The following is a 24,470-nucleotide window of genomic DNA, read 5'->3' as shown; positions in this document are numbered from 1 at the left end:
TGCCAACTAAAGTTTCTTCGCGGAAATGACAATCTTTAAATTATGGACCATAAACAGCAAAACTGTTGTCCCACCGAGCCGAGCGAGAAATACCAACCATTTATATAGGCCTCGGGAGCGGAAGCGCAGTTCAAAGGTCGTAACTTCAGCAAGCGCAGCCACATTTAGAGGGTAATAGGTGGACGTAGTCAGCAAAGAAGTCAGATCTCGCATGATGGCCGGCATCCGCGGCAGCAATACGATGCCGGAGATGAAGGTTCGAAAGCTGCTGCACAGTCATGGTTTCAGGTATCGATTGCACCTACGACAGCTTCCAGGCCGCCCCGACGTGGTGCTACCTCGCTACCGCCTCTGCTTATTCATTCATGGCTGCTTCTGGCATAGGCACCCCGGATGCCCATATGCGACCAATCCCAAGTCTCGCGAAGATTTCTGGCGCGCGAAGTTCGAGCAGAACGTGAAGCGAGATATAAGAAACAGGAACGAACTGCTGCAACAGGGGTGGCGCGTCTTCGAACTCTGGGAGTGCGGAATTCGCAGGCCGGAAGCAGAGATCCAATGGCTTCTAAAGGCCGTGCCGGATTGCGAACAACGCTATATTTCCTGGCCCGCTTTCCATACCGAGCCGTCCAACTGACCGGGGCGCTCGGGCTACCAAACAGACAACTGAGTCTCAATCGAACCGTTACTCAACCTGAGTCAATCTCTATAGCAGGCTGGACTTTAGACCCGAAAGATCAACGCTGTACTCGAACTGAACAACGCCTGCGGGCATTACTCCACCTATGAAGCATGCAGGCGTTACTCGGGGAAAACTGTCATCAACCGTATAGGATCTTGCCTCGAGCAGGTTATATGCTTCTTTTCGCGCCGAACATCCTGCCTCCATGCCGAGACGCTGCAGTGCTATTTCCAGCACGGCGGCATCGATGCCGAGCGCAACGAGACGATCGCAAACGAGATCAATCGACACACCTTCATCATCGACAGGCTCAAACCTGAAATGAATCAGCTGTAGCGGCTTACCCGATGAAGCGGCCAACTGGAACTGCCCGGAAATGTTGATAACGCTTCCGTAACGGCTGATCGTCGACTTGACTTCGTAGTCGGTCGCTGGAGTTCTGATGTCAACTACGCCGCCGAAAGGGCCGCTCCACTCATAGGTGGCCCCTCCCATAACCAGCGTCTCCAGAGTCAGCAGTTCAGCGAGCACGTCATAGCCATGCTTGTCGACCAGCGCATTCCCCAGCAGGTGCCGCCACCTTTCCCACCAAACCAGAGGATCAGCCAGCAACGCCTGTCGCACCGCGGTTCCGGACTCGACGCTGACCATATGCTCGCAGATCACCCCGAACTCGTTGCGGAGCCATTCAATGGACGACTCCAGCCGCAGAAAATGCCGATGATGCCCCCCCACAACCCGCTCCACTGTCCGGAGGCTGGCTCCGGCGAACCCTTCTGAAATCTGTAGGGGGGCAGAGCATTCGACAGCAACACCAAACCTGTCACCTTCTCGAAAGACCCACGCCGGGCACGCTACTGGCATCGCCTTGATGGGCAACATTCGGCCGCTCTCGTCAAGGTTGGCAAAGCCTTCTTGAATCTCTTTCAGAAGATCAGTCATGGTCACTATCCAAATCGATGGGCGCGCATCCCACATCGGCAAATAGCGCATCCACGTAGCCGAACAAACCGCCCTCGCAAAACAGAGGTTCCTTCAGCACGATCTGAGCCGTATTGAGCTTCATGATTGCCCTGAACTGATCTTGGGAAGGTTTGCGCAACCGACGCATTTTGAAAATCAGCCGCGTCAGATCAATCCTGAAACCGCCCTTACCAGGTCGCTCGACCAGTTGCACTACCGTATCCGTGGTCACACTCTCCAGTACCTTTCGGGTACTTTCCTCGGAGCCCTGCCACGTAAGGTGGACGGTCCACCACATTGCCCGCAACCAGATGCGGCTTCGGCCCTTCCAGTACCGCACAGGTGGTGCGCTGTCCCAACGACTTCTCACCAGATCCGGCAGCACCCTCAGGGAAAGAAAGCGCCACCAACCATCATCTGCGGCAGTGCGAATGTCCATCCCTGCTTCTGACAATACCCGGTACAGGGCAAGGCCAACTTTCATGTCATATGCGCCAGGGCCTGACGCATTGCTTCTCGCGGTGGCGTCATACAGCGGCACGATGGCGAGGAATTGACGGCGTATCTCGTCCATTGTGGGACTGGACATGTCGGGGAGAAACACATCGCTTTTGACCATCTCGTCAAAGTGGCGCTGCGACAGTTTGAGGTTCAGTGTCGGGAAACTCATGCTGCGCTCTCCAATTCCCGGACCCGGTGATCAAGCCAGCATTGGGTAGATATGAACAACTCTGGAAGTGAGCCTGTTTTCAGATCACCCAGTCGAATGAATGAACGAACTGCGTCAGCAATACTCGCGATGCCTTCATCGGCATCGGGCGCGCTCAGATACATATCAAACTGTGCGCCCATGTCTTCCTGGACCTGAGCAATGACTAGCGCAAGCCAGGCTGCGAACACCTGACGCATCAACGGCGACTGCTCGATATTCAGAGCCCGGCGGTCGCGCAGCTGTTCGAAATGCGGGTGGGCGTTGTTAAGTACAAGCGCGACGTAGTCGCTGGAGAATGGTTCATCCTGCGGATCGCTCCAACAAGCTTTCAATTCCCACAACGGTCCTTCTGCGCCCAGAGACTCCTCCAGCACAGGAAAAAGGGAGCCGTCACCGTCGATGACGATTTCGATTGGCTGTGCCAAGAGGCCCAGCCGTGCACCTGGCTGATGCGCAAATCCGGGAACGAACTCTACTGCGTACCGGCCTAGAAACGCTTGAACCGATAGTAGACCGCTACCTCTGACCGTCCCGGGCTCCAGTTCGATGTCGAGCAGCACGTCCTCGTCATCTGCTTCGTGCCGTAGGCCATGAATAGGTCCAAGCGTTCGCCAGCAGGAGTCCGCAGAGGCCCACTCCAGCGCCAGTAAAACCTCAGCGTCCCTGCTCACCACACCGTGGGGACCGAAGATGGCCTCCAAAAGCGGAGCCCGCTCGATCAAACATTGAACCACCAAGGGATGTTCGGCCGGGTTCCAGTCACTGTCCTTGCCCAAGGCATATTGATCGCCACTCACCGCCGTCGCGCCCGGATCAATACCGTCATCTGACCGGAAGATATAGGTCACTTCAGACTCGCTTCCGTCGCCGAGCGGCGCATTCAGCATTCGATATAGCGGCAATCGAGTACTCATTCCGCGACTCCATTTGCATCCGAAATTTGGACACCGATCACTGGCCGCAACAACTTGCCACCGGATTCAGTCATCCTGACGTGAAGCTCCCCTTCCAGCATGAGTCCCGGTTGAACAGACGCGGTACTAACCGTGAGCCTGACACCTGTTCCATCTGCAATTACCATGCTTTTTACAGAAGAGACGGCGCTGCTGATGCGGGGTGACTCCAGTCGAAAGGGGAACGCGCCGAGCCCGCTATCAACCCATGTATCAAAGGTGATCGGCCCGGCTTCGGAATCTACAGAAACAGTGATTTCCCTCGGAATGTTTGGCTGCACCATCCCCCATCTTAAACACCACTTCATGACGATGGCGGATGTTGCGTACCTGACTTCCATTATCTCCAGCTCGGGCGAAAGCACCGCACCTCCTCTGGCCCCATGTCCGATGGCCACACGCGGCGGCACTTTGCCAAACCGCCCATCGCCGCCAAACCCACGACTGGGCAGCACGAGCTCGGCAAGTTTGCGTGACATCCGCATCAAAGGTTTGACGGTCACGCTGGGCTGGGGCGGTATGCCGAAATCCTTCATCGCGCGGCCACACTGAGCACGAATTTTCTCAACCACTCGCCCTCCGTTTACGTCTATCCAAGCGGCATGATCCGCACGCTCACAACTCCTCAGATACCCTTCTAAATTCTGTATGGTTGAGCGGAGCCCTCGGGCTTTAGATGGCAGGAGCACCTGATCCGAATCTGGCAGAAACAGCGCCACAACGTATCGGCCGTCCGCAAAACCGGCAAAACCACCGGCCCAGCCTCGCGAATCGATACTGTCGTCCCAACAGATATTCATTCCAGGCGAGCGCATGAACGTCACTATCGGTCGATGGGGCGCGCTGCTGTCTGTCTTAGAAAAGATGCAGGTTTCCGGGCTGGGCGCATTGTCTGGCGCATCCATTTGCAACTGGCGTGAGCTTATCGCCACAGCAAGCACCCAGCCCGCCTGACCACTACCCACGAACTCACCGCGTAGTTGAATAGCTCTGCAGAGCACATCATTACTCTTGACACCTCTGGCGGTCAGATAATCTTCCTCCTCTGGAGCCTCTCCTACCGCGCGGTCATACAGGCATTGGCTTACCCGGAATGTCGGCAGCATGTCCGCGCTGGCTATCTCCTTGCCGTTCACCGATGCACTTAGATATCTACCACTGGCGAAGAAGGGGTTATCCAGCCGTGCACTGAACCAGCGCTGGATCGCAACATTCACGTAATCTTCGTAACTGCTGTACCACCATGGTGCCGGCCCGCCTTCTTCGTCGAACACGGGTAGTAGATTGTCCTTGAGCAATGGAATGATGATTGCCGTTCCAGTTGTTTTACCGGTGAACGGCCGGACACCCAATCCCTTTAGGATTTCGTGAATGTGCTCCGGTGTCGTGATCGCTCGCAAGCTGTCATTCGCACCCCACCAGGCAATGCCGGTTTGCGTCATGAGCTGCAGCCGGTCGACACGATTTTCATCTTCGACTAGCGAAGCCACCAACCGCTCTTCATATCCGCCGGCCGTCTTGATCCGACTATAGTAGATGACCAAGCCAGCTCCCATGCGGAAGTAACAGGTCTTGCCCAACCCCCACGAACCGCCCGCACTATCATCCGTGCGAGTCCGCCCGATTTCGAACACCAGCTTCAGGAAGTTCCCATGCTGACCGTTAGCCTCCACGCTGTCGAAGGTCATCGGTCCCGTTAACCCCTCGGTACCTGAATCGCGAATTTCGAGCAGTTTCGGAGTACGCGGATAGCGTTCCCCAAGCGTCTGCAGGTTCAGCCCTTCAGTGAACGTGGAGGCGATAGCGTCCAGCGAATGCTCACGAATATGAAAGTCCACCGAAACCGGTAGAGCCTGATTACCGTTGCGCCCTGCGTCGAGCGCGTTCTGAACGGACTCGCGTACCAGTAGATCCAGCAAAGGCGTTTGTTCGTTCTGCAACGCACGAAGCAGGAATGCGCCGGATTCCTGCATGGGCTGCAGTTGGAGGCTGTAATACTTCATAGGTCAGATCACGCCTACCGTCTCTTCAAGATCATCTTCCGATGTCATGAAAATTTCGGGAATATTGACCGTCACGTGAGTGACGTAGCTTTTCTGCTTGCCTTGCGAACCGGGCAGATAAAGACTGATACCTATGATGTGCGCCTTGGCTTTGAGGGGTTGCCTCTCGCGACGCGGCGCAGCAGCGACCTTTGGAGGACGTACACCGCTGTCTTTATCAATGAGATAGATCAGTAGTTGAGGTACTGTTCCGACACCACCTTTGCCACGAAGCTTTGCCACGTCGGAATTACGGAAACTCGCCGTGGAAAGATCACGCTCTTCAAGGTCGCGGGCATCCGCCAACAGATCTTTCGGATCTCTCAGCGCACCAATGGACACGCCGCCATCCGAACGTTTATCGGCGAAGCGACTACGGTTGACCCGACCAACAGTTTTGCCAGAAATCTCCCAGCTGTTTTTTTGATTCGGTGCGCTACCCGCCACCACGACGTTCCAATTCATGTAGCCGGCCTTTTCAGCATGCTCGTTGAGCCACTTCTGAAAGGCTTTCATATCCGAAAAGAACTGGTTTCCGGGATGGAACGACAGGCCTGCCAGATAATCGGCTACTCGATTTACTTTAACGTTACGCCAGACAAGGCTGTTGGCGCCCTTCAACTCGGATTTTTCGAGGTGGGCACCTGCAGAGCTCAGAAATTTCTCCGTTAACGATAAATTGGCATCGAGCACTGCGGCAGCATCATCGCCGTCATGAAAAACGGTTGTTTGCCGATTGATTCCCGAAAAGTCGAAGGTTGCCTTGATCGCCCGCTGCATCCTATTCGCACCTGTCGGGCGAATCCAGGAGAGCCTCGCATGCACACGGACGCGAGGACCGAACTCCTCAGGCTTGGCGCCACCATGCATGAAGCGCTGCAGATCGTCACGAAGCTCCTCCTCCGCGACCGTCAAGAACTCGTACTTTCCTCTCGTATCATCGGTCATCCAGATGCGAGGCAACAGCTCATAGCCTTTGCGGTACCCAAACCAGCGCCCCATCTGCATGAGGGAATCTGCTTGCGCCGACCCGCGCAGGAAAAACGTGCTGACAAGATTTTCGATTGTCAGTCCCCGAGAAAGCGTGCCGCCGCCGATAACGATGAACGCCGTACAGAAATTCAGGCCTTGCGCCGCGTCTGGGTAGAAGAGCCGCCGAACCTCGTTCTCATCGGTCACCCCATTATTGGCGCAGTTATCGACGCACACATGAATACCACGATGGTATATCCGTTCAGAGTCCGCATCCAACTGGATAGCCGTCACCATATTCAGAAGTGTCCGGACTTCTGCAAAAAAACTGACAAACGTTGGCAGCTCCAAAAGTTCGGAGAGCCGTCCGTAGTCAGGGAAACGCTCGGCAAACTGTGCAACATCTAAGCCCGACGAGACCCTATCCCACACAGGCCTGAAAGTGGCGGTCAATTGATCGTCATCATACTCCGACCACTTTTCGAGAGCTGCCTGCACCGCTTTGCTCATAAAATCATGATGAAGTTGCCTTGCGCTGGTATGGATCAACATGCTCACGGGTTTTACCGCTCCGGACAGTCGCATTACTGCTACACAGCACACATACCAGATCAGGCTTTCTTCCAGCGCATGAGGCAGTGCCAGGTCTTCCCCCCGGTGAAGGCTACCAACCTGCTCCAGATCCTCTTTGGAAACTTCACGAACGATTCCAAGCGGCTCCTTCTCATTCTCGGCGTAACCGAAAATCTGCACGGGCCCGAAATGTTCGTCCGCCTGGGGCAGCGCGGCTATGAAATCCGATGGGTACAGGGTGTCGCCAGGTCCTTCATTGAGAAAGTTAGCGGCGGGTGTGGCAGTGAACGCTACGTAATTCACGCATTTCAGCGGCATACTGATCAACTGCAGGATGAGTCCATTGATGACGGTACGCTCAGCCTTCGAAACGTCATTCGAATTGATACCCGCCTGATCCGCTTCGTCATCAATAACAACGAGCCGCATCTGCGACATCCCCAACGGGTGTGCCTTGACCCAGTCAATGAGATGCCTCAGTCGGGCCGGGTTCTTCAGACAAACAACAAGATGGCGGTCTCTTCGACCAGCGTCGAACTGCATGTCCTGCGCACGGGCACCGTAGGGGCTGTTTCTCGACGGATGCTCGATCGACTTCCAACTGACGTTACCATCATGCTGGAACAGGTCGCCGACCAGACGTTTACTGGTCTGCACCCGCAGGTTCTCGAGCGTCCCGGTCAGCACGACGAAAAGGTTCCATCCATAGTCGGCTGACATGGAAATCAAGCCAGCCATATTGGCTGTCTTGCCGGACTGTACATGCCCGACCACCAACCCTTTTACAGCCATGCGATCTTTTGTGACCTGCCGAAGGCTCTGGAGGACGCGCACCGCAGACCTTTGAATATTATCGACCGAGTCTTCTTTCCAGCCTTGTGCGATTAGGTGTTTTTTGTAGAGCTGCCATGCACTTCGCGCGTCTTGCGGCACAGCCATGCCCGGCTCGGCCTCTTCTGCTCCTAAAAAGATCAAGGGTCTCGTTGCGGCGACAGATTGCTGTTCCGCCTGCTCCTTGCGCCGAACGACCTCCTTCCAGCGTTCAAATCGCTCTTCTGGGCTGTTGCCTAGCGGAGGCCAGTCGTCCATTTCCTCCTGCGATAGGAACCAGTCATTGACTTTCTCAAGCGACTCCCCCATCCGGCCGAGCCTGGCAATATCTTCCCAGCTCCTGCCTTTCAGACGCCAACCATCAATGAACGCGCGGCATTTGTCGTACGCTGGGTTGATACTGTAATCAGCCATAGCATCCCTACTGTATTCGGAAGACAACTCGAAGCAGGAACATCGCCCACATCCAAGTCAGGAGCGGAGATAGTGGCACAGAGCTAGCCACCTTACAAAACCCTGTCACCAAGCGGTCTTGAATTGCGAGTCTTCTGTTGCGCGGATGCTTTCCATCGCGTCAGAACTCTTTTTTGAACTTGGCATTTCCTCAACCTCAATGCTAGTGTCAACCCATGACTACCCATTACCTCACCTCGACAACCACCACCACGACCGCATCAAGCGGAGCGTGCGAGGTGTCGTGAGCCAATAACCAACGAACACTTCACAGGCCCGCCAGCGATGGACAGGGCCTTTTTTTATGCCTTGTGTCGCTGGTTCACACGCAAGGAGATGCACCCATGTACGCCCTGTTGATACTGGATATCCAAGTCGGACTCATCCACGGCCCGGAGAAACCCTGGCGCTGCGACGAGCTGTTGGACACGCTCAATACCCTGATGGACAAGGCTCGCAGCGCAGGTGCGCCGATTTTTCTCGCGCGTCATATCGGGCCCGCAGGCTCGCCAATCGAATCGGGCAGCCCGCTTACGCTGATTGCAGAGGAACTGAAGCTGCTGGGTGGGGAAGTGGTGTTCGAAAAGCGTCGTCCTAACGCTTTTGCAATGACTGACCTAGCTGACCATCTGCGCTCCAGCGGCGCCACCGGCGTGGTAGTTACCGGGATGAAAACGCAGTACTGCGTCGACAGCACCTGCCGTGCCGCGCGTGATCTTGGCTTCGATGCGGTGCTTATCGCCGACGGTCATACCTGTTCTGACACGCCCTTGATGAAAGCCGAGGCCATCGTGGCTCATCACAATGCCACGCTCAACGGGCCGTTCTGCCAGTTGGTTCAGGCTGAGGACTGGAGTTTTTAACAGAGCCTGACGACGGGGGAGGTTAACAGGGCTGGGCTTCGGAATTTTCCCGCAAGATGCCGAGCTGTCGGTGAACTAGCGCACTCAGCCCAACAAGCCTAGCCTCCCCCTGTCGCTGCAAAATCAGCGACCGGGTTTAGCAGCTCGGTTAATATCAAGGCCTGCAAAGCCACCATCCGTTCGAGCGATGCTTTCAGCATCCGCTGGTTCGTATCATGGCGGCTGTGCGTGGGGCACTTTCGGGTGCGCCGGGTTCCTTGATTCCTGGTCTGCTAACCCGCGTACGGTCGCCACCCTTTTCGTTTAGCAGCGATGTCTGGCGACTCCATCAATCAAGGAGTTTAAGCCATGAAAAAGATCACCCCCAATCCCCCAACCACCCTCTTCACCCTCGCTGAAAACATCCACCCCGAAACCCTGCTAATCCAAGCCAGCGAAACCCTCGCCTCCCTCAACGCCATGACCACCGACCTGGCTTTCGAACTTGAAGGCGCGCACCGCCACAAGTTGCTGGCAGCCCAACAATTGATCGTTCTGGGTGAGCTACTGGTAGAACGGGTCTTGAACACCCAACCATTCACTACCCAGCCTCCACAACCCTAAAACACGCAAACGGGCGAGACGCCTCACCGCATCTCGCCCCCTGGCATCCCCTCACACTTCCCATTACCCTGACGGCCTTTATCAGACAACCGGAAGTCAGATACCCGTGTTCAAGCCCTTCGCCGTCATCGCCCTCTCCGTCATGCCTTTACTCGCAACAGCCGCCGAGCTGGCCGGGGTTTGGCAAGGTACTTTGGGCAAGTCCGCTATCACCGTGTGTTTCAACGGCGCCGACGGGGAGCATGGCAGTTATTACTACCAGCGCATCCATACCCCTATCCAGTTGACTCAGGCCAATGACAACGCTCCTTGGGTGGAGGAAGGCAACACCGGTTTCTGGGCCCTGCAAAAACCTCAGGGCGATACCCTTTCTGGTGCCTGGAGCAAAACCGATGGCGGTGCGCCGCTGCCACTGGCTTTACGCCGCATTGGCACGGACGGCTGCGGCAGCGATGCCTATAACGCGCCCATGGAAGCCGCGCCGTTGCCGATCAAGACTGAGGAGAAAACTTTCCACAACCACACCTACCAGCTCAAGACCCAAGGCCCCCGCGTCACGCTCAAGCTTGCGGGTGACGGCCCGGCGGTGCAGAAGATCAATCAGCAACTCGCCGCCCTGGCCGTCAATGACGAAGATCTAACCGACTATTTTTATGAACGGCGTGAATACCTGGGTCGAAACGGTTCGGTCTATACCAGTGAAATCGAGGTTGAGCCTGCCTATTGGTCATCGCAATTTCTCACCGTGCGGTTCTACCGCTGGGCCGCAGGCCAAGGCGCCATGGGCATCAGTTGGGGCCTGCACTCCTGGAACCTGCAAACCGGCGAGAGTGTGGACCCATGGGCCTGGCTCGGCGGCCATCAGCAATGGCATGACGCCTACTCCGGCCATTTGAAGCTGCCGGCCGCCTTCAGCACTTGGCTGGCCAAGCAAACCACCACCGACGAGGGCTGCCCGGCGATCACCGATTATTCCAACTTTCACCTCAGCTTCAACACCCAGGGCCTGCAACTCTCGACACCGGCCAATGGTGACGGTTGCGACAACGACTTGGCCTTCACCTGGGAGCAGTTGGAGCCGGTGCTGACCGCACAAGGCAAAGCGGCAGTGCCCAGTTTGAAACTCCCTTGATTCGCCGGAGAAAAACCCTACGGCCGTTCACCAAAGGTTAAGAATCGCACTCGTATACTCCCTGACTACCCATGACCGGTCGCCCGATCGGTCTCATGCCTCGGTAGCCAGACTCCATGACGCGCCCCGCTCCCCTGCTGCTCTTGCTTGCTGCTCTGTTGTTCTTCTTCGCCCTCGGCAACCACGAGCTGCAAGGCTCTACCGAAGCCCGGGTGTCCGGGATCGCCATGGCGATGCACCTGGACAATGACTGGGTGGTGCCGCGTCTGTTTCGTGAACCCTTCCTGGAAAAACCACCCCTGAGCCTGTGGCTGGACGCCGGGGCGATTCGCCTGTTTGGCGCCAGCACCGGGGCGGTGCGCTTGGCGTCGGCGTTTGCCGGGTTGTTCAGTGTGATGCTGTTGTACGGGATGTTGCGTCGGTTCGGGCGGCCGCAGGCGCTGGCGTTCAGTGCCGCGTTGATCCTGGCGACCATGGCCAGTTACTGGGGCAATGTGCGGGGTGTGGGTGAGGATTCGTTGCTCAGCCTCGGTGTCACGGCTGCCCTGCTGGGGTTTTACCAGGCTGTGCGGCCTGAGCGTGAAGGTTCAAGTACTTGGGCCTGGGCGTTGTTTACCGCCGGGATGGTCATCGCTACGTTGAGCAAGGGTGTGTTGGGCCTGGCGATGCCGGGCATTGTGATTTTCGTGTACCTGTTCAGCACCAGCCTGATGGATAAACGCCTGCGGCTGGGCGATTGGCTCAAGCCGGCGCTGTTCACGCTGTTGGCGTTGGTGCCGCTGCTGATCTGGCTGGGGTTTCTGTTTCAGCGCGGTGGGATGCAGGCGGTGGGTGAAGTGTTATGGACCAATAGCGTCGGGCGCTTCAGCGGTTCGTTTGTCGAGGCTGGGCATTACGAGCCGTTTTACTATTACCTCGCCAAACTGCCCGAGGCCTTCCTGCCCTGGAACATCCTGGTGTACTTGGGCCTGTGGCACTTCCGCAAAAGCCTAGTGCGCAACCGCTATCGGTTGTTTTTCAGTGTGTGGCTGGTGGCGCAGTTCACCCTGCTGACCCTGGCTTCCAGCAAACGCACGGTGTACTTGATGGCGCTGACGCCAGCTGCCGCGGTACTGGCTGCCGAGTATGCGCGGGTGTTGCTGGAGTGGGCCAAGGACCATAAGCCGGGGCTGTACCGCTATCACCGGCAGATCATCGGCGGGGTTTTCACCCTGGCGATCGCCTGCTACCTGAGCGCAGCGTTCTGGTTTGCCCCCAAAGCCGATGTGCGCCATTCATTCGTACCCGTGATCAGCCAGATCCAGACCCTGCAAGACGAAGGCAGGACGGTGGCGATGTACCAACCCAACGAGCGCATCGACGGGGCCAGCGTGTTCTACCTACAGGCCTACTTGCCAATCCTGAACACCGAAGCCGAACTGCGCGCCTTCCTCAGCGCCAAGCCCGGCAACGTGGCGTTGACGGACCACACCGACCGGCTGAAAGCGCCGGTTACGGTGATCAAGCAAATGGCAGTCAACCGCCAGCCTTATTACTTCGTGGAGCAGTAAGGCCGGCGCGGGGTATCAATGCTTGGTGAGCTTGTCCAGGTAGCCCATGGCGAACGCTGAGACCACGAACGTCATGTGGATGATCACGTACCACATCAGGTGCTGTGGATCGACGTTCTTGGCGTCCATGAAGATGCGCAGCAGGTGGATGGAGGAAATCGCCACGATGGAGGCCGCCACTTTCATCTTCAGCGACGAAGAGTCCATGGTGCCCAGCCAGTTGAGCTTTTCCTTGTTCTCGTCAATATCCAGCTGCGAGACGAAGTTCTCGTAGCCGGAAATCATCACCATCACCAGCAAGCCACCGACCAGGGCCATGTCGATCAACGACAGCAGCAGCAGGATCACTTCGGCTTCCAACATGGTGAAGATGTTGGGAATCACGTGAATGATTTCCTGGAAGAATTTCAGCGCCAGGACCAGCAAGCCCAGGGACAGGCCCAGGTAGATCGGCGCCAGCAGCCAACGCGAGGCGTACATTGTATTTTCGATAAAGCGTTCCATTGAATCTCACACAGCTTGGCTAAAAATGGCGCCGAGTATACCAGCCGCCACCCGGCCCCTGTCACCGCGAGAAAACTGACCCAAGTGGCATCTGTAAGAGAATTTTTCTGCTAGTGTCGAGGCCATTCACTCGGCTCGATGATGTCGGACAGGAAAACTCAGATGATGGATGTGCGATCCCCTTTGGCCACTCTCGGCCTGTGCGCGGCGTTGCTGATGGCCAGCGGCTGCTCCCCCAAAGAAGAGCAGAAGCAGGCGACCCTCGAAGAGAAAACCACGAAGTTCGAACAGTCCCTGGACAGTATTCAGGACCCCAAGCTGCGCGATGCCATCGCCGACCTTGGCGGCTCGCTGCTGTTGCTGGAACGTGCGCGCGCCAAGCTCGCCAGCAAGCCCATCCAAGCCGAATACGGCGAAGACAGCCTGGCCCTGCTCAAGCATTACCCTACGCCCCAAGCGCTGGTGGACACCTACATCAATGGCCTGTTCGTGCTGCGCAAAACCTCGCACTCCGACTACCTGACGGATTTGCAGCCGGTCTTCCCGTTCAACTTCAACGCCCCGGACCAGTTCCCCTTCCCCCATGGCCTGGAATGGCAGTCGGTCACCCTGAGCAACAATAAAGTCATTCCCTTCCAGCCGGAATGGTCAGAAACCGACCCCGGCATCCAACTGAGCCCCAGCAGTTCCAACCTGACCAACCCCGACGACCTGACGGTGACCTACCCGTTTATTGAAGGGATCGAGACGGAAAACAAGAGCCAGCCACAACCCATCAGCCTCAAGGGCGCGGTGGAGGTGATCACCCCGGGCAAGGTGCTGACGTTCGACCTGACCAAACAAGACGTGGGCCATAAACGCACCGACGGCAATATCACCCTCAACCTGCTGACGCTGGAAAAAAACTACGCCGAGATCGAACTGACCAACAGCCAGCCCCTGGCCGCCGAAGTGGGCGATGCGTCACCCAACCCACTGCTGGTGCAGGCACGGGACAGCACCGGGCAGTTTCTGACCCGCTCAGGCTCGATCAACGAGAGTGCCGCGCAAGTGGCGTTCTATGAAAAACAACTGGCCGAGATGCAAAAACAGACCGCGTGGTCCGATGCCTTCGATAAACAGCTCACCGACGCGCAAAAAGCCTTCGAGCGCCAGCAGACCAGCCATTACGCCAAGGTGTATTTCAACGGGCTGGTCGATAACCTGCAGGTGAATGTGCTGGATTTCTCCAAGGCCACGCTCACCCGTAAAGATCTGGACCTGCCGGTGATGCGCTTTGACAGGAACAGCCTGCAAAACACCGTACAGCCCCTGCCAATGCCGGTCACGGTGTATGACGACGGCGCCGCCAGTTGGCTCAAGGATGCCTCGATGACCGAGGACCAACTGAAAAACAGCGTCACCATCAGCCAATCGACCGAAGACGCCAGTGCCGCAAAAATCGTGTTCGACCACCCGTTCACCTTCAATGACGACCTGGTCGGTGCCGAGCGCAACAACAGTGACGCGCCTATCACTTTTTTCACCGCCGATGACAAAGGCGAACGGGGCGAGCCTATCGAGCTGCCGACCGAGGCTTTCGAGCTGAACGCCGTCAGCGGCACGCTCACCTACGACCTCAACCTGTTCCCGGAAACACCGGCGTTTGTGGTGGGCTCGGTACCGTTGTTTTTGGCCACCATCGAGAAGGCCACGATTGACGCCGCCAAGCTGCCCAAGGGCCTGTCGCTCAAGGACAACGCGCTGATCGTCGACCAGAAGGACTTCCCCGCCGACAGCTGGCGCTTCTACGCCAAGGATGCCAGCGGCAATTATCTCAAGGAGATCCTCGGCGTCAGCCACCGCGCCGAGGAATACGGCACGGCGATGTTTGACGTGCATTACTTCTACGGCCAGCCGACCACGCTGGAAAGTTACCAGCGCACCGACCTCAGCACCGTGCAGTACGGCTTTGAGGTGAAGCTGGACAGGCCTGAGAGCAAATAGCCCTGGGTGGACGCGGAGCGTCCGGGGCGGCGTTACCACGCGGAGCGTGGGAACGATCCTCAGAGGGCCAGCCGCTCCTGGCCGCCATTGAGTTGGCGCAGATGAGCCTGCAGGTGCAGACACCAGATCTGCGGCTCGTCCATTTGCTCGTAGCCGTGCAAGGTCAGGCTATCAACGATGGTGCCCAGCATGCGTTCTGCCACGAAGGGCCCATGGAACGGGCCCTGGGATTTGACGGTGGAAGGCTGCTCGCCCGACATGCCGGCGGCAAACAACAGCGTCCACATCCCGTTATCCCCAGCGAGAGGGCGAATGGAGCATTCGATACGGGTGACCAGGCCCAGGCACTGGCGAGTAAGGCAAAGGTTGCGCGACATGGCGGCGCCCCTCGGTAGATCGGTGTTCAGCCCCAGCGCAAGGCGAGGCTGTTTCTATCCTGCGACTCCTGTGGATATCCCTGAGTCTGAGAATAGAAGAAAAACACCACAAACCAAGGTTGTAGGGACCAACGGGCGTTGGTCCCCGAGAATGGAGTCAATTTTGTGGCACGCTAAACGCGCCCCAAAACACCACGGACCAATGTGGGAGCTGGCTTGCCTGCGATGACAGACTCACAGCCAACGTCCCAGTTGACTGATACACCGCTATCGCAGGCAAGCCAGCTCCCACCTTGACCGAGTGATGACAGCTATCAGGTCGGCTTGGCTTCGGCCAACGCCTGCTGCGCCAGCTCTTTCTCCGCCTCCTTCAAATCTTCCTCACTGATCATCTCGGCAATCGCGCGCAGGCGCTCCACCACCCGCGCATTCACGGTGCCTTCCGGGAACTGCCCCTCGGCGTCCGGCTCACCGGCATCCTCGCCCACCAGCAGGCTCAAGGCCTCATCCGCCTGGCGCACCGCATAGATATGGAATTGCCCGGCACGCACGGCCTGCAACACCTTCTCGTCGAGCATCAGCGTGGCGACGTTGGCCTGAGGGATGATCGCACCCTGCTCACCAGTCAACCCACGGGCTTCGCAGAGGCGGAAGAAGCCTTCGATCTTCTCGTTGACCCCGCCCACCGCCTGCACTTCACCAAACTGGTTGATCGAGCCGGTGATGGCAAAACATTGCTTGAGCGGCGTCTTCGACAGAGCCGAGATCAAGGTGCACGCCTCGCCCAGGGACGCACTGTCGCCGTCCACATACCCGTAGGACTGCTCCAGGGCAATACTGGCGGAGATGGCCAACGGGAATTCCTGGGCATAGCGGCTGCCCAGGTAACCGGTGAGGATCATCACGCCCTTGGAGTGAATCGGCTGGCCGAGGTTAACTTCGCGCTCGATGTCGACAATACCGCTACCACCTGGGTACACCGTGGCGGAAATCCGCGCCGGCACGCCGAATGCCGAGTCGCCGACCTCCAGCACCGTCAAGCCGTTGCACTTGCCCACAGCGGCGCCGGCGGTGTCGATCAGGATGACGCCGGCGAGCATGTCGTCGAGGATCCGCGCGGACACGCGGCCGGTGCGCGTGGCCTTGGCCTTGAGGGCGCGCTCGATATGCCCGGCATCGGTCATTTCGTCGCCGGCCAGGTGGCGAATAAAGTCCGCCTCGCTCACCAACTGGAACAAATCACCAATACGCGCCGACAAGCGCCCCTGATGTTCGGCCAGGCGTGCGCTGTAGGTCGCCAGGCGCGCCACCGCGTCCGAAGTCAGCGGCGCCATGCCTTCTTCCGAGGTACGGGTTTTGAGCAACTGGGCGAACTGCTCCAGGCTCTCGTCGACCATGGGGATGTCTTCGTCGAAGTCCACCAATACGCGGAACATCTCCTGGAAGTCCGGGTCGGCGTCCTGCAAGGCGTAATACAACTGGCGCGAGCCGATGATGATCACCTTGACCTGCAAGGGAATCATCTGCGGGTTGAGGGTCACGGTGGCCAGGCGGCCGAGTTCGCCCAGGGGCGACTCCATCTTCAGCTTGCGCGATTGCAGGGAACGCTTGAGCGCATCCCACACAAAGGGTTCGCTGAGCATTTTTTCGGCTTCCAGAATCAGGAAACCGCCGTTGGCGCGGTGCAACGCACCTGGACGCAACTGGCGATAGGTGGTGTAGAGCGCGCCCTGGTCGGTGCTGTATTCGATACGGCCGAACAGGTTGTCGTAGGTCGGGTGCGGTTCAAACACCACCGGCGCGCCGCCGTTGACCGAGTGGCCCACCACCAGGCTCGGGCAGTACTGCTCTTCGAGCAGCTTGCGCGCCTGGGCGTCGGTCTTGGCGTCGTCCACCAATTGCTCCACCACGGTTTTGAGCAGGTACACCTGCATGGCCTGCAGGTAGCCACAGACGCCGGCATTTTCTGCGTATTTTTCTGACAACGGCGCCAGCAAAGGCTGCAGGGCCAGGGTGATGGTTTCTTCGTTGAACTGGCGCAGCTGGTTGTTGGACTCACGCTTCCACTGCGGCAGGCTGGCCAGCTCTTCGTTGAGGCGCTCTTCCAGCTCGGAGATATCGGTGTGGAAGCGCTCGCGATCGGCTTCCGGCAGTTGCGAAAACTCGGCTTCATCCAGCGCCTTGCCGTCGAGCATCGGCGTGAAGGCGATGTTGGAGCTGTCGCGGTACAGCGCCACGTCTTTTTCCAGGGCCAGGCGCTCGATCACGTCCAGCGCTTTGTCGTAGCGCTGGTTGAACGCCCGGTCGATGGCGCTTTTACGCTGTTGATAAGTCGGGTGCTCGAACACCGCCGGGAAGGTGGCGACCAGGTTGTCGACCAGGCCGTTGATATCGGCGATAAACGCCGCGGCGGCGCCACCCGGCAATTCCAGGGCACGAGGCTCGCGGGGCTCATCGAAATTATTCACATAAACCCAGTCCGCCGGGGTTCGCAGGCGCTTGCCTTCGGCTTTCAGGTAGCGTTTGACGAACGAAAAGCGGCCGGTGCCCGGCTCGCCCATGACAAACACGTTGTAACCGGGGCGTGGCATGGCCACGCCGAACTGCAAGGCTTCAACCGCACGTTCCTGGCCAAGCACACCGCGAAAGGGCTCCAAATCATTGGTGGTCGAGAAGCTGAACTGTTCAGCGGAGAAAGGGCGAGTCAGCGCTTCGGGCGCTAGACGCAAGCTGGCAGCAACAGGATCAGGCATCGGGCTTCCTTACATCAGGCGGGGCAGATGGGGCATTCTGGCTCCCGGTTGAGCGCTCTGGCAAGGCGCGCTTTCGGGAAAGCATAGCCACCGCACGCGTCCTGCAAAAAAATCGCCCGCCACTGAATGTTTATAAAAAAACACGGAACCCTGGGAACGTGCCTAAACTCCAAACTGCGCGGGTTGGACTAATAACTGGCCCCTAGGGTGCGTTGAGCACCTGAACCCTTGTCCATTGGTTTGCACACAAAGAGAACAAAGCTATGAAACGGATCCTTCTTGGTACTCTCTTCACCGTCGTCTCCCTCAATGCAATGGCAGAAGCACCAGGTGGCCCGAACTGCGGTTGGGGCAACATGTTGTTCGAAGGCCAGCGCGGTACTCCGGCCCACTTCCTCGCCTCCACCACCAACGGTACTTCGGGTAACGCCACCTTCGGCATGACCTCGGGCACCAACGGTTGCAGCACCAACAGCGCCCTGACCTACGGCGGCAAGTCCTGGATTGCCATGAATGGCATGATGAACGAGCTGTCCGAAGACATGGCCAAAGGCAACGGCGAAGCGCTGACCACCTACGCGGTGGTACTGGGTGTTGCGCCGGAAGATCGCGATCACTTCGCGGCCGTGACCCACGAGCACTTCCAGCAGATCTTCAGCAAGGCTGACGTGACCGCTGACGACGTGCACAACAACACCATTGCTGTACTGAAAAGCGATGCCCGTCTGGCGAAATACGCAACCCAGGCTTAAGCTCGACCTGCCCGCGCCTTTCGAGGCGCGGGTTTTATTTTTTCGACCCGCCCACCTTGGGTCTTTTTTTCCGTCCGACTTAAGTAGCCCCCATGCTCAAACGCCTCGCTTGCCTGGCTCTCTTCGCCTGCGCCCCGCTGCATGCGGCACCGCACCTCGACGATCAACGTTTGCAGCAACTGGCCAATGATCCGTTCTGGCTGTCGCTGGGGCACTACGAAGCCGGCAAGATCAGTGGCTGGCGCAGCTATGTCAGCGACAAGAAATTCTTCATCGCTCCCGATGGCGCGCACCATCCGGACGCCGAACTCAAGGCCACCGTTGATGCGCTGTATGCACCGGCCAGCCTGGGTGAAAAGCACGCCCAATGCGTCTACCCCGCACGCACCCGCTGGCTCAAGGCCCAGTTGCAACTGAACGACCTGCCCGCCCTGGAGTGCAAAGAGTTCACCCAGTGGTTCAAGGATGTCGCGCCCCATAGTGCGGTGATGATCTTCCCGGCAGCCTACCTCAACAGCCCGTCGTCGATGTTCGGCCACACCCTGCTGCGCATCGACCAGGCCGACGTGCAAAGCAACAACACCGCGCTGCTCAGCTATGCGATCAACTTCGGCGCCTATATCGAAGGCTCCGACAACAGCATCCTCTATGCCTGGAAGGGCTTGATGGGCGGTTATCCGGGCCTGTTCGCCCTGGTGCCCTATCAGGAGAAACTCTCGGAATACCGCAGCCTCGAAAACCGCGATTTGTGGGAATACCGCTTGAATCTCACCGAGGTCGAGACCAAGCGTATGGTCGAGCACGTGTGGGAGCTCAAGCAGATCCAGTTCGATTACTTCTTCTTCGACGAAAACTGCTCCTACCGCCTGCTCGAACTGCTGCAAGTGGCCCGCCCTGGCCTGCGTTTGACTGAGCAATTCCCACTCACCGCGATCCCTACCGACACGGTCAAAGCGGTAAAAGACGCAGGGCTGGTGGAAAAGATCGACTATCGCCCCTCCCGTGAACGTGAACTGCTGGAACGCGCCAAGCCACTCGATAGCGATGAGCAACAGTGGGTGCTGAAAATCAGCGACGACCAAAAGCAACTGCAGGAACCGGCATTCAAAGCACTGCCCCGCGAGCGCCAGGCACTGATCGTGGATGCTGCTTACCGCCTGGGCCGCTACCGCGCCAATGGCCTGGAGCGCGACGCGACACGCTCCCAGCGCAGCTTCGAACTGCTGCGCGCGATCAACCAGAACCCGGCACCAGACCTGAAAATCACCCCGCCTGGCCTGCCGGAAAACGGCCACGAATCGCGCACCTGGCAAGCCGGCATCGGCACCCGTGGCGACAAAGCCTTCGGCGAATACGGCCTGCGCATGGCCTACCACGACCTCAACGACAACGCCGAAGGCTTCCCCCTGGGCGCGCAGATCGAAATCCTGCAAATGAAATTGCGCCAGTACGAGGGCAATCACTGGCAGCTCCAGCAACTGGACCTGGCCACCATCCGCTCGCTGACGCCACGCAATGCGCTGCTGCAACCTTGGTCGTGGCAAGTCACCGGCGGCCTGGAGCGGGTGCCGGGCAAACACGACGACGAAACCCTGGTCGCCCACGTCAACGGCGGCGCCGGTGGCACCTGGCAACTCTCCGACGACATGCTCGGCTTCGCCCTCGGCACCGTGCGCGTGGAGCACAACAACGACTTCAGCGAAGCCATCTCCCCGGCGGCAGGGTTCAATACCGGCGTGCTGTGGAAAAACCCGTTGGGCAATCTGAGCCTGGAAGCCAAGGGGGATTTCTTCACCAATGGCGAAGTGCGGCGCAGCATCAGCCTCAACCAGCAGTGGGAACTGTCGCGCAACCTGGGCCTGCGCTTGAGCGCCCAGCGTGAATACAGCCACCTGTCCACGCCAGTGAATGAAGTGATGCTTGAGCTGAAGTGGTACCACTACTGATTAATGAGTGCGGGCTTGCTCGCGATATACGGTATATCAGCCAAGGTTTAAGTGACTGACGCACCGCCATCGCAGGCAAGCCAGCTCTCACAGGTTTTATACTCGGCCCACAACTTTCTGACCCGCCTTTCACACCGCCCCAACAAATCCCCTTCTAGACTTCCCTTATCAGCCGTAAAACGGCCAGGGAGTACGCCATGTGGCGGTATGCGGTCATGCTGTGCGCGGTGGTGGGGTTGTCGGGTTGCCAGTCAACCCATCAGGAATTGCTGGCCAAAGGTTATCCACCCGCCTTCGCCGATGGTTTTGATGACGGTTGCAGCAGCGGTCGCCAGGCCGCTGGGGTGATTACCGGGGCGTTTCGCAAGAATGTGCCACGCTACCTCAAAGACCGGCCATACGCCGAAGGCTGGGAAGATGGGTTTCGTCAGTGCAAGGCCATGCGCGAGAGCCAGGAACTGCGCGATTACGAGGAAAACCGCAGGGACGACCGCGAGCGCGATTGGCAGCAGGAAAAAGATCGTGACGCCGCCAAAGCCTATCGCTCACGCTGATCGTTCCCACGCTTTGCGTGGGAATGCCGCCCTGGACGCTCCGCGTCCGCTCGCGAGGTCGTGACGCGGAGCGTCACAGGATGCATTACCACGCGGAGCGTGGGAACGATCAGGCAGCGAACGTGGCCCAACCTTCATAGGAAGGAGAACGCCATGAGCCGAGCTTTTGTAAATGAAGATAACGCGGCGGACCAGGCTGATCAGCCGGTGGAGCGTCAGGTCAGCGCGCAACCTAACCGCCTGACCGCGCAAGGGTTGGCGCAATTGCAGGCCAGGGTGGCACAGTTGCAAGGGGAGCACAGCGACGAAGCCGCCAAGGGTGAGCAGGCCGATAAACAGCGCCAGGCGGATCTTGAGCGGGACCTGCGCTACTTCAACCAACGAGTGCAGAGTGCCCAGGTGGTCGCGCCGGCCACGTCCACCGACAAGGTGCAGATCGGCAGTTGGGTCACGTTCGCCAACGAGCAGGACGAACAGCAGCGCATCCAGTTGGTCGGTGAAGACCAGGCCGATGCCAACGCAGGCTTGATCAACTGGGGCTCGCCCCTGGGCCGTGCTTTGTTGGGCGCCCACGTGGGCGACGAGGTGCTGTGGCAGCGCCCCGTCGGCGATCAGTTGATCGAAGTGTTACGCGTCGAACCCGAGATTTAAACGATGCCTTGGGCCAGCATCGCGTCAGCCACTTTCACGAAGCCTGCGATGTTGGCGCCCTTGACGTAGTTGATACGGCCGTTTTCTTCACCGTAATGCACGCAGGCATGGTGGATCGACTGCATGATGTTGTGCAGCTTGCTGTCCACCTCCCCTGCGGTCCACAGCAGGCGCATGGCGTTTTGCGACATTTCCAGACCGCTCACCGCCACACCACCGGCATTGGACGCCTTGCCCGGTGCAAACAGAATGCCCGCGTCGATAAAGATATCCACAGCCTCCAACGTGGTCGGCATGTTCGCGCCTTCGGCCACGCAGAGGCAACCGTTGCGCAGCAAGGTACGCGCTGCTTCGGCGTCGAGTTCGTTCTGGGTGGCGCAAGGTAGTGCGATATCGCAGGCCAGTTCCCACGGCGCCTGGCCTTTGCGGAACTCCAGGCCGAAACGTGTGGCCAGCTCACTGATACGCCCGCGCTGTACGTTTTTCAGCTCCAGCAGGGCCGACCATTGTTCTTCGGTCAACCCGCTTTCGGCGTACAGGGTGCCTTCGGAGTCCGACAGGGAAATCACCTTGCCGCCCAGGTCCATGACCTTGCGCGCCGCGTACTGCGCCACGTTACCGGAGCCGGACACGGCCACACGCTTGCCTTCAACGCGCTGACTTTGGCGTTTGAGCATTTCCTCGGCGAAATACACACAGCCGAAACCGGTGGCTTCCGGACGGATCAAGCTGCCGCCGTAGGTCATGCCCTTGCCGGTCAGCACTGAGGTGAATTGGTTACTCAGGCGTTTGTACTGGCCGAACAGGAAGCCGATTTCCCGTGCGCCCACACCGATATCACCGGCCGGTACGTCCACGTCCGCACCGATATGGCGGTACAGCTCGCTCATGAACGCCTGGCAGAAGCGCATCACTTCGGCGTCGCTCTTGCCCTTGGGGTCGAAGTCCGAGCCGCCTTTGCCGCCGCCCATGGGCAGCGAGGTCAGGGAGTTCTTGAAGGTCTGTTCGAAGGCGAGGAATTTCAGCACACCCAGGTTGACCGAAGGGTGGAAGCGCAAGCCACCTTTGTAGGGCCCAATGGCGCTGTTCATCTGGATACGGAAACCGCGATTGACCTGGACCTTGCCGTGGTCATCCACCCACGACACCCGGAACGTGATCGCGCGCTCTGGCTCGCAGATGCGCTCCAGGATGCCCGAGTTCAGATAGTGCGGGTTGGCTTCAAGAAAGGGCCACAGGCTGCGCAGGACTTCTTCTACAGCCTGGTGGAATTCCGGTTGGTCCGGGTCGCGTTTCTTGAGGCGGGCAAGGAAGGAATCGACGGATTCGGTCATGAACAGTCTCGGCAAATTGATTGTTGTTAAACGGAGATTGAGCCGGACTTTATCAATTCGTTTCGCACCGTGACAGGGCAAAATGTCGCTTTTGTGAAATTAAATGGTGCAATAAGTATAAATAACTGCCTTCTTTTGCCCTTAAATGGGGATTTCACTCTGAGTTTTGCACCAACAGGTAGGCCGTTATCGCAGGCAAGCCAGCTCCCACATTGGATCGAGTACACCGGTCATGTGGGAGCTGGCTTGCCTGCGATAGCGGCGGTGCAGTTACAGATGCAGCGGCTGACCCACCGCTTTCGCGAGCAAGCCCGCACTGCATTTGCCCACAGACTCGCGCAGGGCACTAGCGCGTGCCCGGCACCAGGTCGAGTATCTCGTCAATGCCCAGGCAACGTGGCTCCAGTTCCAGCGTCCTGCCATTGGCGAGTATGCCGACGGCAGTATCGCGCATGGCCAGGTAGGCACTGCGCAACATGTGATTGGCATAAATCACCGCGTTGAAACCTGCTCGCTCCAGCACCTCGAACTTCAGGTGAACATAGCTGGTCGGCACACAAATCAGCGGTACCCTGGGCCGCTGCAGGCGAAACTGCCGGGCGAATTCCAGAATTTCCAGGCCATCCTGCTTGCGGCTGTGGATCATGATGCCATCCGCCCCCGCCTCGACATACGCCAGGCACCGCGCCATCGCCTCTTCCATGCCGCGATCCAGAATCAAGCTTTCACACCGGGCAATCATCATCAGCCCTGAGCCGGTGCGACTCGCACAGCCGGCCTGGAGTTTGGCGCAAAAGGCCTCGATGGACTCCTGCGCCTGGTCGACCTCGATGCCCAAGAGTGAGTTCTTCTTCAGGCCGCACTTGTCTTCGATCACCACCGCCGAGACGCCCGCGCGCTCCAGCATCTTGATATGAATCGCGAAATGTTCGGCCTTGCCGCCGGTATCGGCATCGAATATCAGCGGCAGCGAGCACACATCGAATATTTCGCGAATCCCCGGCAATCGGTTACTGGGCGAAAGGATTTCGATGTCGGGTAACCCGCGCTGGGTCGAGTCGGTCAGCGAACTCGACCAGATGGCGTCGTACCCCACCGTATGCCCTGGGCTGATTTCCAGCCTGGCGCGCTGCGCAAGCAACGCCGATATCGGGCTATGGGCTTCGAGTACACGCAGGCAACGGTTGCTATCCAACAGCGCCGACAGAGGGCGTCGGCGCGCTTCGGTATCCATCATAGGGTTCAGGCTCCTTATCAGCGGCACAACAAGGGTTATCGGACAGC

20 protein-coding genes are annotated in these 24,470 nt (G+C 58.5%); 10 read left to right on the top strand and 10 right to left on the bottom strand.

What is annotated here, in order from left to right:
- The first annotated feature begins 211 nt into the window (after nt 1-211).
- A complete protein-coding gene (locus JMV15_RS17245; protein ID WP_051661114.1) occupies nt 212-637 on the top strand; it encodes a very short patch repair endonuclease in 426 nt (141 codons plus the stop codon).
- A gap of 69 nt (nt 638-706) precedes the next feature.
- Here the strand turns inward: JMV15_RS17245 and JMV15_RS17240 are convergent, their stop codons facing one another.
- From JMV15_RS17240 to JMV15_RS17220, 5 genes are read right to left on the bottom strand one after another with little or no spacing between them, the layout of a single operon-like run.
- Entirely contained in the window at nt 707-1,624 is a 918-nt protein-coding gene (locus tag JMV15_RS17240; protein ID WP_038451539.1) for a PD-(D/E)XK motif protein, read from the bottom strand.
- Nucleotides 1,617-2,315, bottom strand: coding sequence for a hypothetical protein (locus JMV15_RS17235; RefSeq protein ID WP_051661116.1), 699 nt, complete (start codon nt 2,313-2,315; stop codon nt 1,617-1,619). The genes JMV15_RS17240 and JMV15_RS17235 overlap by 8 nt, the downstream gene beginning before the upstream one ends.
- The gene (locus tag JMV15_RS17230) at nt 2,312-3,271 is read right to left on the bottom strand and encodes a hypothetical protein (RefSeq protein ID WP_201491822.1); all 960 of its coding nucleotides are present in this window, start codon (nt 3,269-3,271) and stop codon (nt 2,312-2,314) included. Before JMV15_RS17230 ends, JMV15_RS17235 begins: the two co-directional genes overlap by 4 nt.
- The gene (locus tag JMV15_RS17225; RefSeq protein WP_038451544.1) at nt 3,268-5,313 is read right to left on the bottom strand and encodes a hypothetical protein; all 2,046 of its coding nucleotides are present in this window, start codon (nt 5,311-5,313) and stop codon (nt 3,268-3,270) included. The genes JMV15_RS17230 and JMV15_RS17225 overlap by 4 nt, the downstream gene beginning before the upstream one ends.
- 3 nt (nt 5,314-5,316) lie before the next feature.
- On the bottom strand, nt 5,317-8,142 hold the full coding sequence (locus JMV15_RS17220; protein WP_201491820.1) for a Z1 domain-containing protein: 2,826 nt from the start codon (nt 8,140-8,142) through the stop codon (nt 5,317-5,319).
- 383 nt (nt 8,143-8,525) lie between these two features.
- Between JMV15_RS17220 and JMV15_RS17215 the strand changes: the two genes are divergently transcribed.
- From JMV15_RS17215 to JMV15_RS17200, 4 genes are all read left to right on the top strand, one after another.
- On the top strand, nt 8,526-9,044 hold the full coding sequence (locus tag JMV15_RS17215) for a cysteine hydrolase family protein (RefSeq protein WP_038451547.1): 519 nt from the start codon (nt 8,526-8,528) through the stop codon (nt 9,042-9,044).
- A 348-nt stretch (nt 9,045-9,392) separates the two neighbouring features.
- Entirely contained in the window at nt 9,393-9,647 is a 255-nt protein-coding gene (locus tag JMV15_RS17210; RefSeq protein WP_038451549.1) for a DUF6124 family protein, read from the top strand.
- A gap of 106 nt (nt 9,648-9,753) precedes the next feature.
- Nucleotides 9,754-10,779 (top strand): hypothetical protein, encoded by a 1,026-nt coding sequence (locus tag JMV15_RS17205; RefSeq protein WP_038451551.1) that lies wholly within the window; start codon nt 9,754-9,756, stop codon nt 10,777-10,779.
- Nucleotides 10,780-10,895: 116 nt separating this feature from the next.
- Nucleotides 10,896-12,329: an ArnT family glycosyltransferase gene (locus JMV15_RS17200; RefSeq protein WP_038451553.1), complete on the top strand. Its 1,434-nt coding sequence runs from the start codon at nt 10,896-10,898 to the stop codon at nt 12,327-12,329.
- Nucleotides 12,330-12,344: 15 nt separating this feature from the next.
- On the opposite strand, the gene JMV15_RS17195 is transcribed toward JMV15_RS17200, so the two are convergent.
- Nucleotides 12,345-12,833, bottom strand: a complete 489-nt coding sequence (locus tag JMV15_RS17195; protein WP_014719996.1) for a TIGR00645 family protein — start codon at nt 12,831-12,833, stop codon at nt 12,345-12,347.
- Nucleotides 12,834-12,995: 162 nt separating this feature from the next.
- Here JMV15_RS17195 and JMV15_RS17190 point away from each other — a divergent pair, with 162 nt between their 5' ends.
- On the top strand, nt 12,996-14,819 hold the full coding sequence (locus tag JMV15_RS17190; protein ID WP_081339087.1) for a hypothetical protein: 1,824 nt from the start codon (nt 12,996-12,998) through the stop codon (nt 14,817-14,819).
- A 59-nt stretch (nt 14,820-14,878) separates the two neighbouring features.
- Here the strand turns inward: JMV15_RS17190 and JMV15_RS17185 are convergent, their stop codons facing one another.
- Together JMV15_RS17185 and JMV15_RS17180 are read right to left on the bottom strand one after the other, a co-directional pair.
- Complete coding sequence (locus JMV15_RS17185; RefSeq protein WP_003194269.1) at nt 14,879-15,196, bottom strand: PA4575 family protein; 318 nt, start codon at nt 15,194-15,196, stop codon at nt 14,879-14,881.
- Nucleotides 15,197-15,510: 314 nt separating this feature from the next.
- Nucleotides 15,511-17,949, bottom strand: a complete 2,439-nt coding sequence (locus JMV15_RS17180; protein ID WP_201491818.1) for a Lon protease family protein — start codon at nt 17,947-17,949, stop codon at nt 15,511-15,513.
- Between the two features lie 263 nt (nt 17,950-18,212).
- On the opposite strand from JMV15_RS17180, the gene JMV15_RS17175 reads away from it, so the two are divergent.
- The 4 genes from JMV15_RS17175 (at nt 18,213) to JMV15_RS17160 (ending at nt 21,852) form a co-directional block, all read left to right on the top strand.
- Nucleotides 18,213-18,701, top strand: coding sequence for a DUF3015 domain-containing protein (locus JMV15_RS17175; protein WP_003194274.1), 489 nt, complete (start codon nt 18,213-18,215; stop codon nt 18,699-18,701).
- A 92-nt stretch (nt 18,702-18,793) separates the two neighbouring features.
- A complete protein-coding gene (locus tag JMV15_RS17170) occupies nt 18,794-20,647 on the top strand; it encodes an Lnb N-terminal periplasmic domain-containing protein (RefSeq protein WP_019818006.1) in 1,854 nt (617 codons plus the stop codon).
- Nucleotides 20,648-20,844: 197 nt separating this feature from the next.
- On the top strand, nt 20,845-21,201 hold the full coding sequence (locus JMV15_RS17165; RefSeq protein WP_019818009.1) for a hypothetical protein: 357 nt from the start codon (nt 20,845-20,847) through the stop codon (nt 21,199-21,201).
- Between the two features lie 153 nt (nt 21,202-21,354).
- Nucleotides 21,355-21,852, top strand: a complete 498-nt coding sequence (locus tag JMV15_RS17160) for a GreA/GreB family elongation factor (RefSeq protein ID WP_201491816.1) — start codon at nt 21,355-21,357, stop codon at nt 21,850-21,852.
- Here JMV15_RS17160 and gdhA read toward each other — a convergent pair.
- Both gdhA and aepX read right to left on the bottom strand, forming a co-directional pair.
- Nucleotides 21,849-23,186 carry an NADP-specific glutamate dehydrogenase gene (gdhA, locus tag JMV15_RS17155; RefSeq protein ID WP_038451559.1) on the bottom strand — a complete coding sequence of 446 codons (1,338 nt, stop codon included), beginning with the start codon at nt 23,184-23,186 and terminating at the stop codon, nt 21,849-21,851. The genes JMV15_RS17160 and gdhA overlap by 4 nt on opposite strands.
- A gap of 346 nt (nt 23,187-23,532) precedes the next feature.
- Nucleotides 23,533-24,423: a phosphoenolpyruvate mutase gene (gene aepX / locus JMV15_RS17150; protein ID WP_032904173.1), complete on the bottom strand. Its 891-nt coding sequence runs from the start codon at nt 24,421-24,423 to the stop codon at nt 23,533-23,535.
- Between the last annotated feature and the right edge of the window lie 47 nt (nt 24,424-24,470).

Source organism: Pseudomonas paracarnis (assembly GCF_904063055.1).
GTDB lineage: Bacteria > Pseudomonadota > Gammaproteobacteria > Pseudomonadales > Pseudomonadaceae > Aquipseudomonas > Aquipseudomonas paracarnis.
The sequence above is the reverse complement of the archived record's forward strand: the minus strand, read 5'-3'. Positions and strand labels throughout refer to the sequence as shown.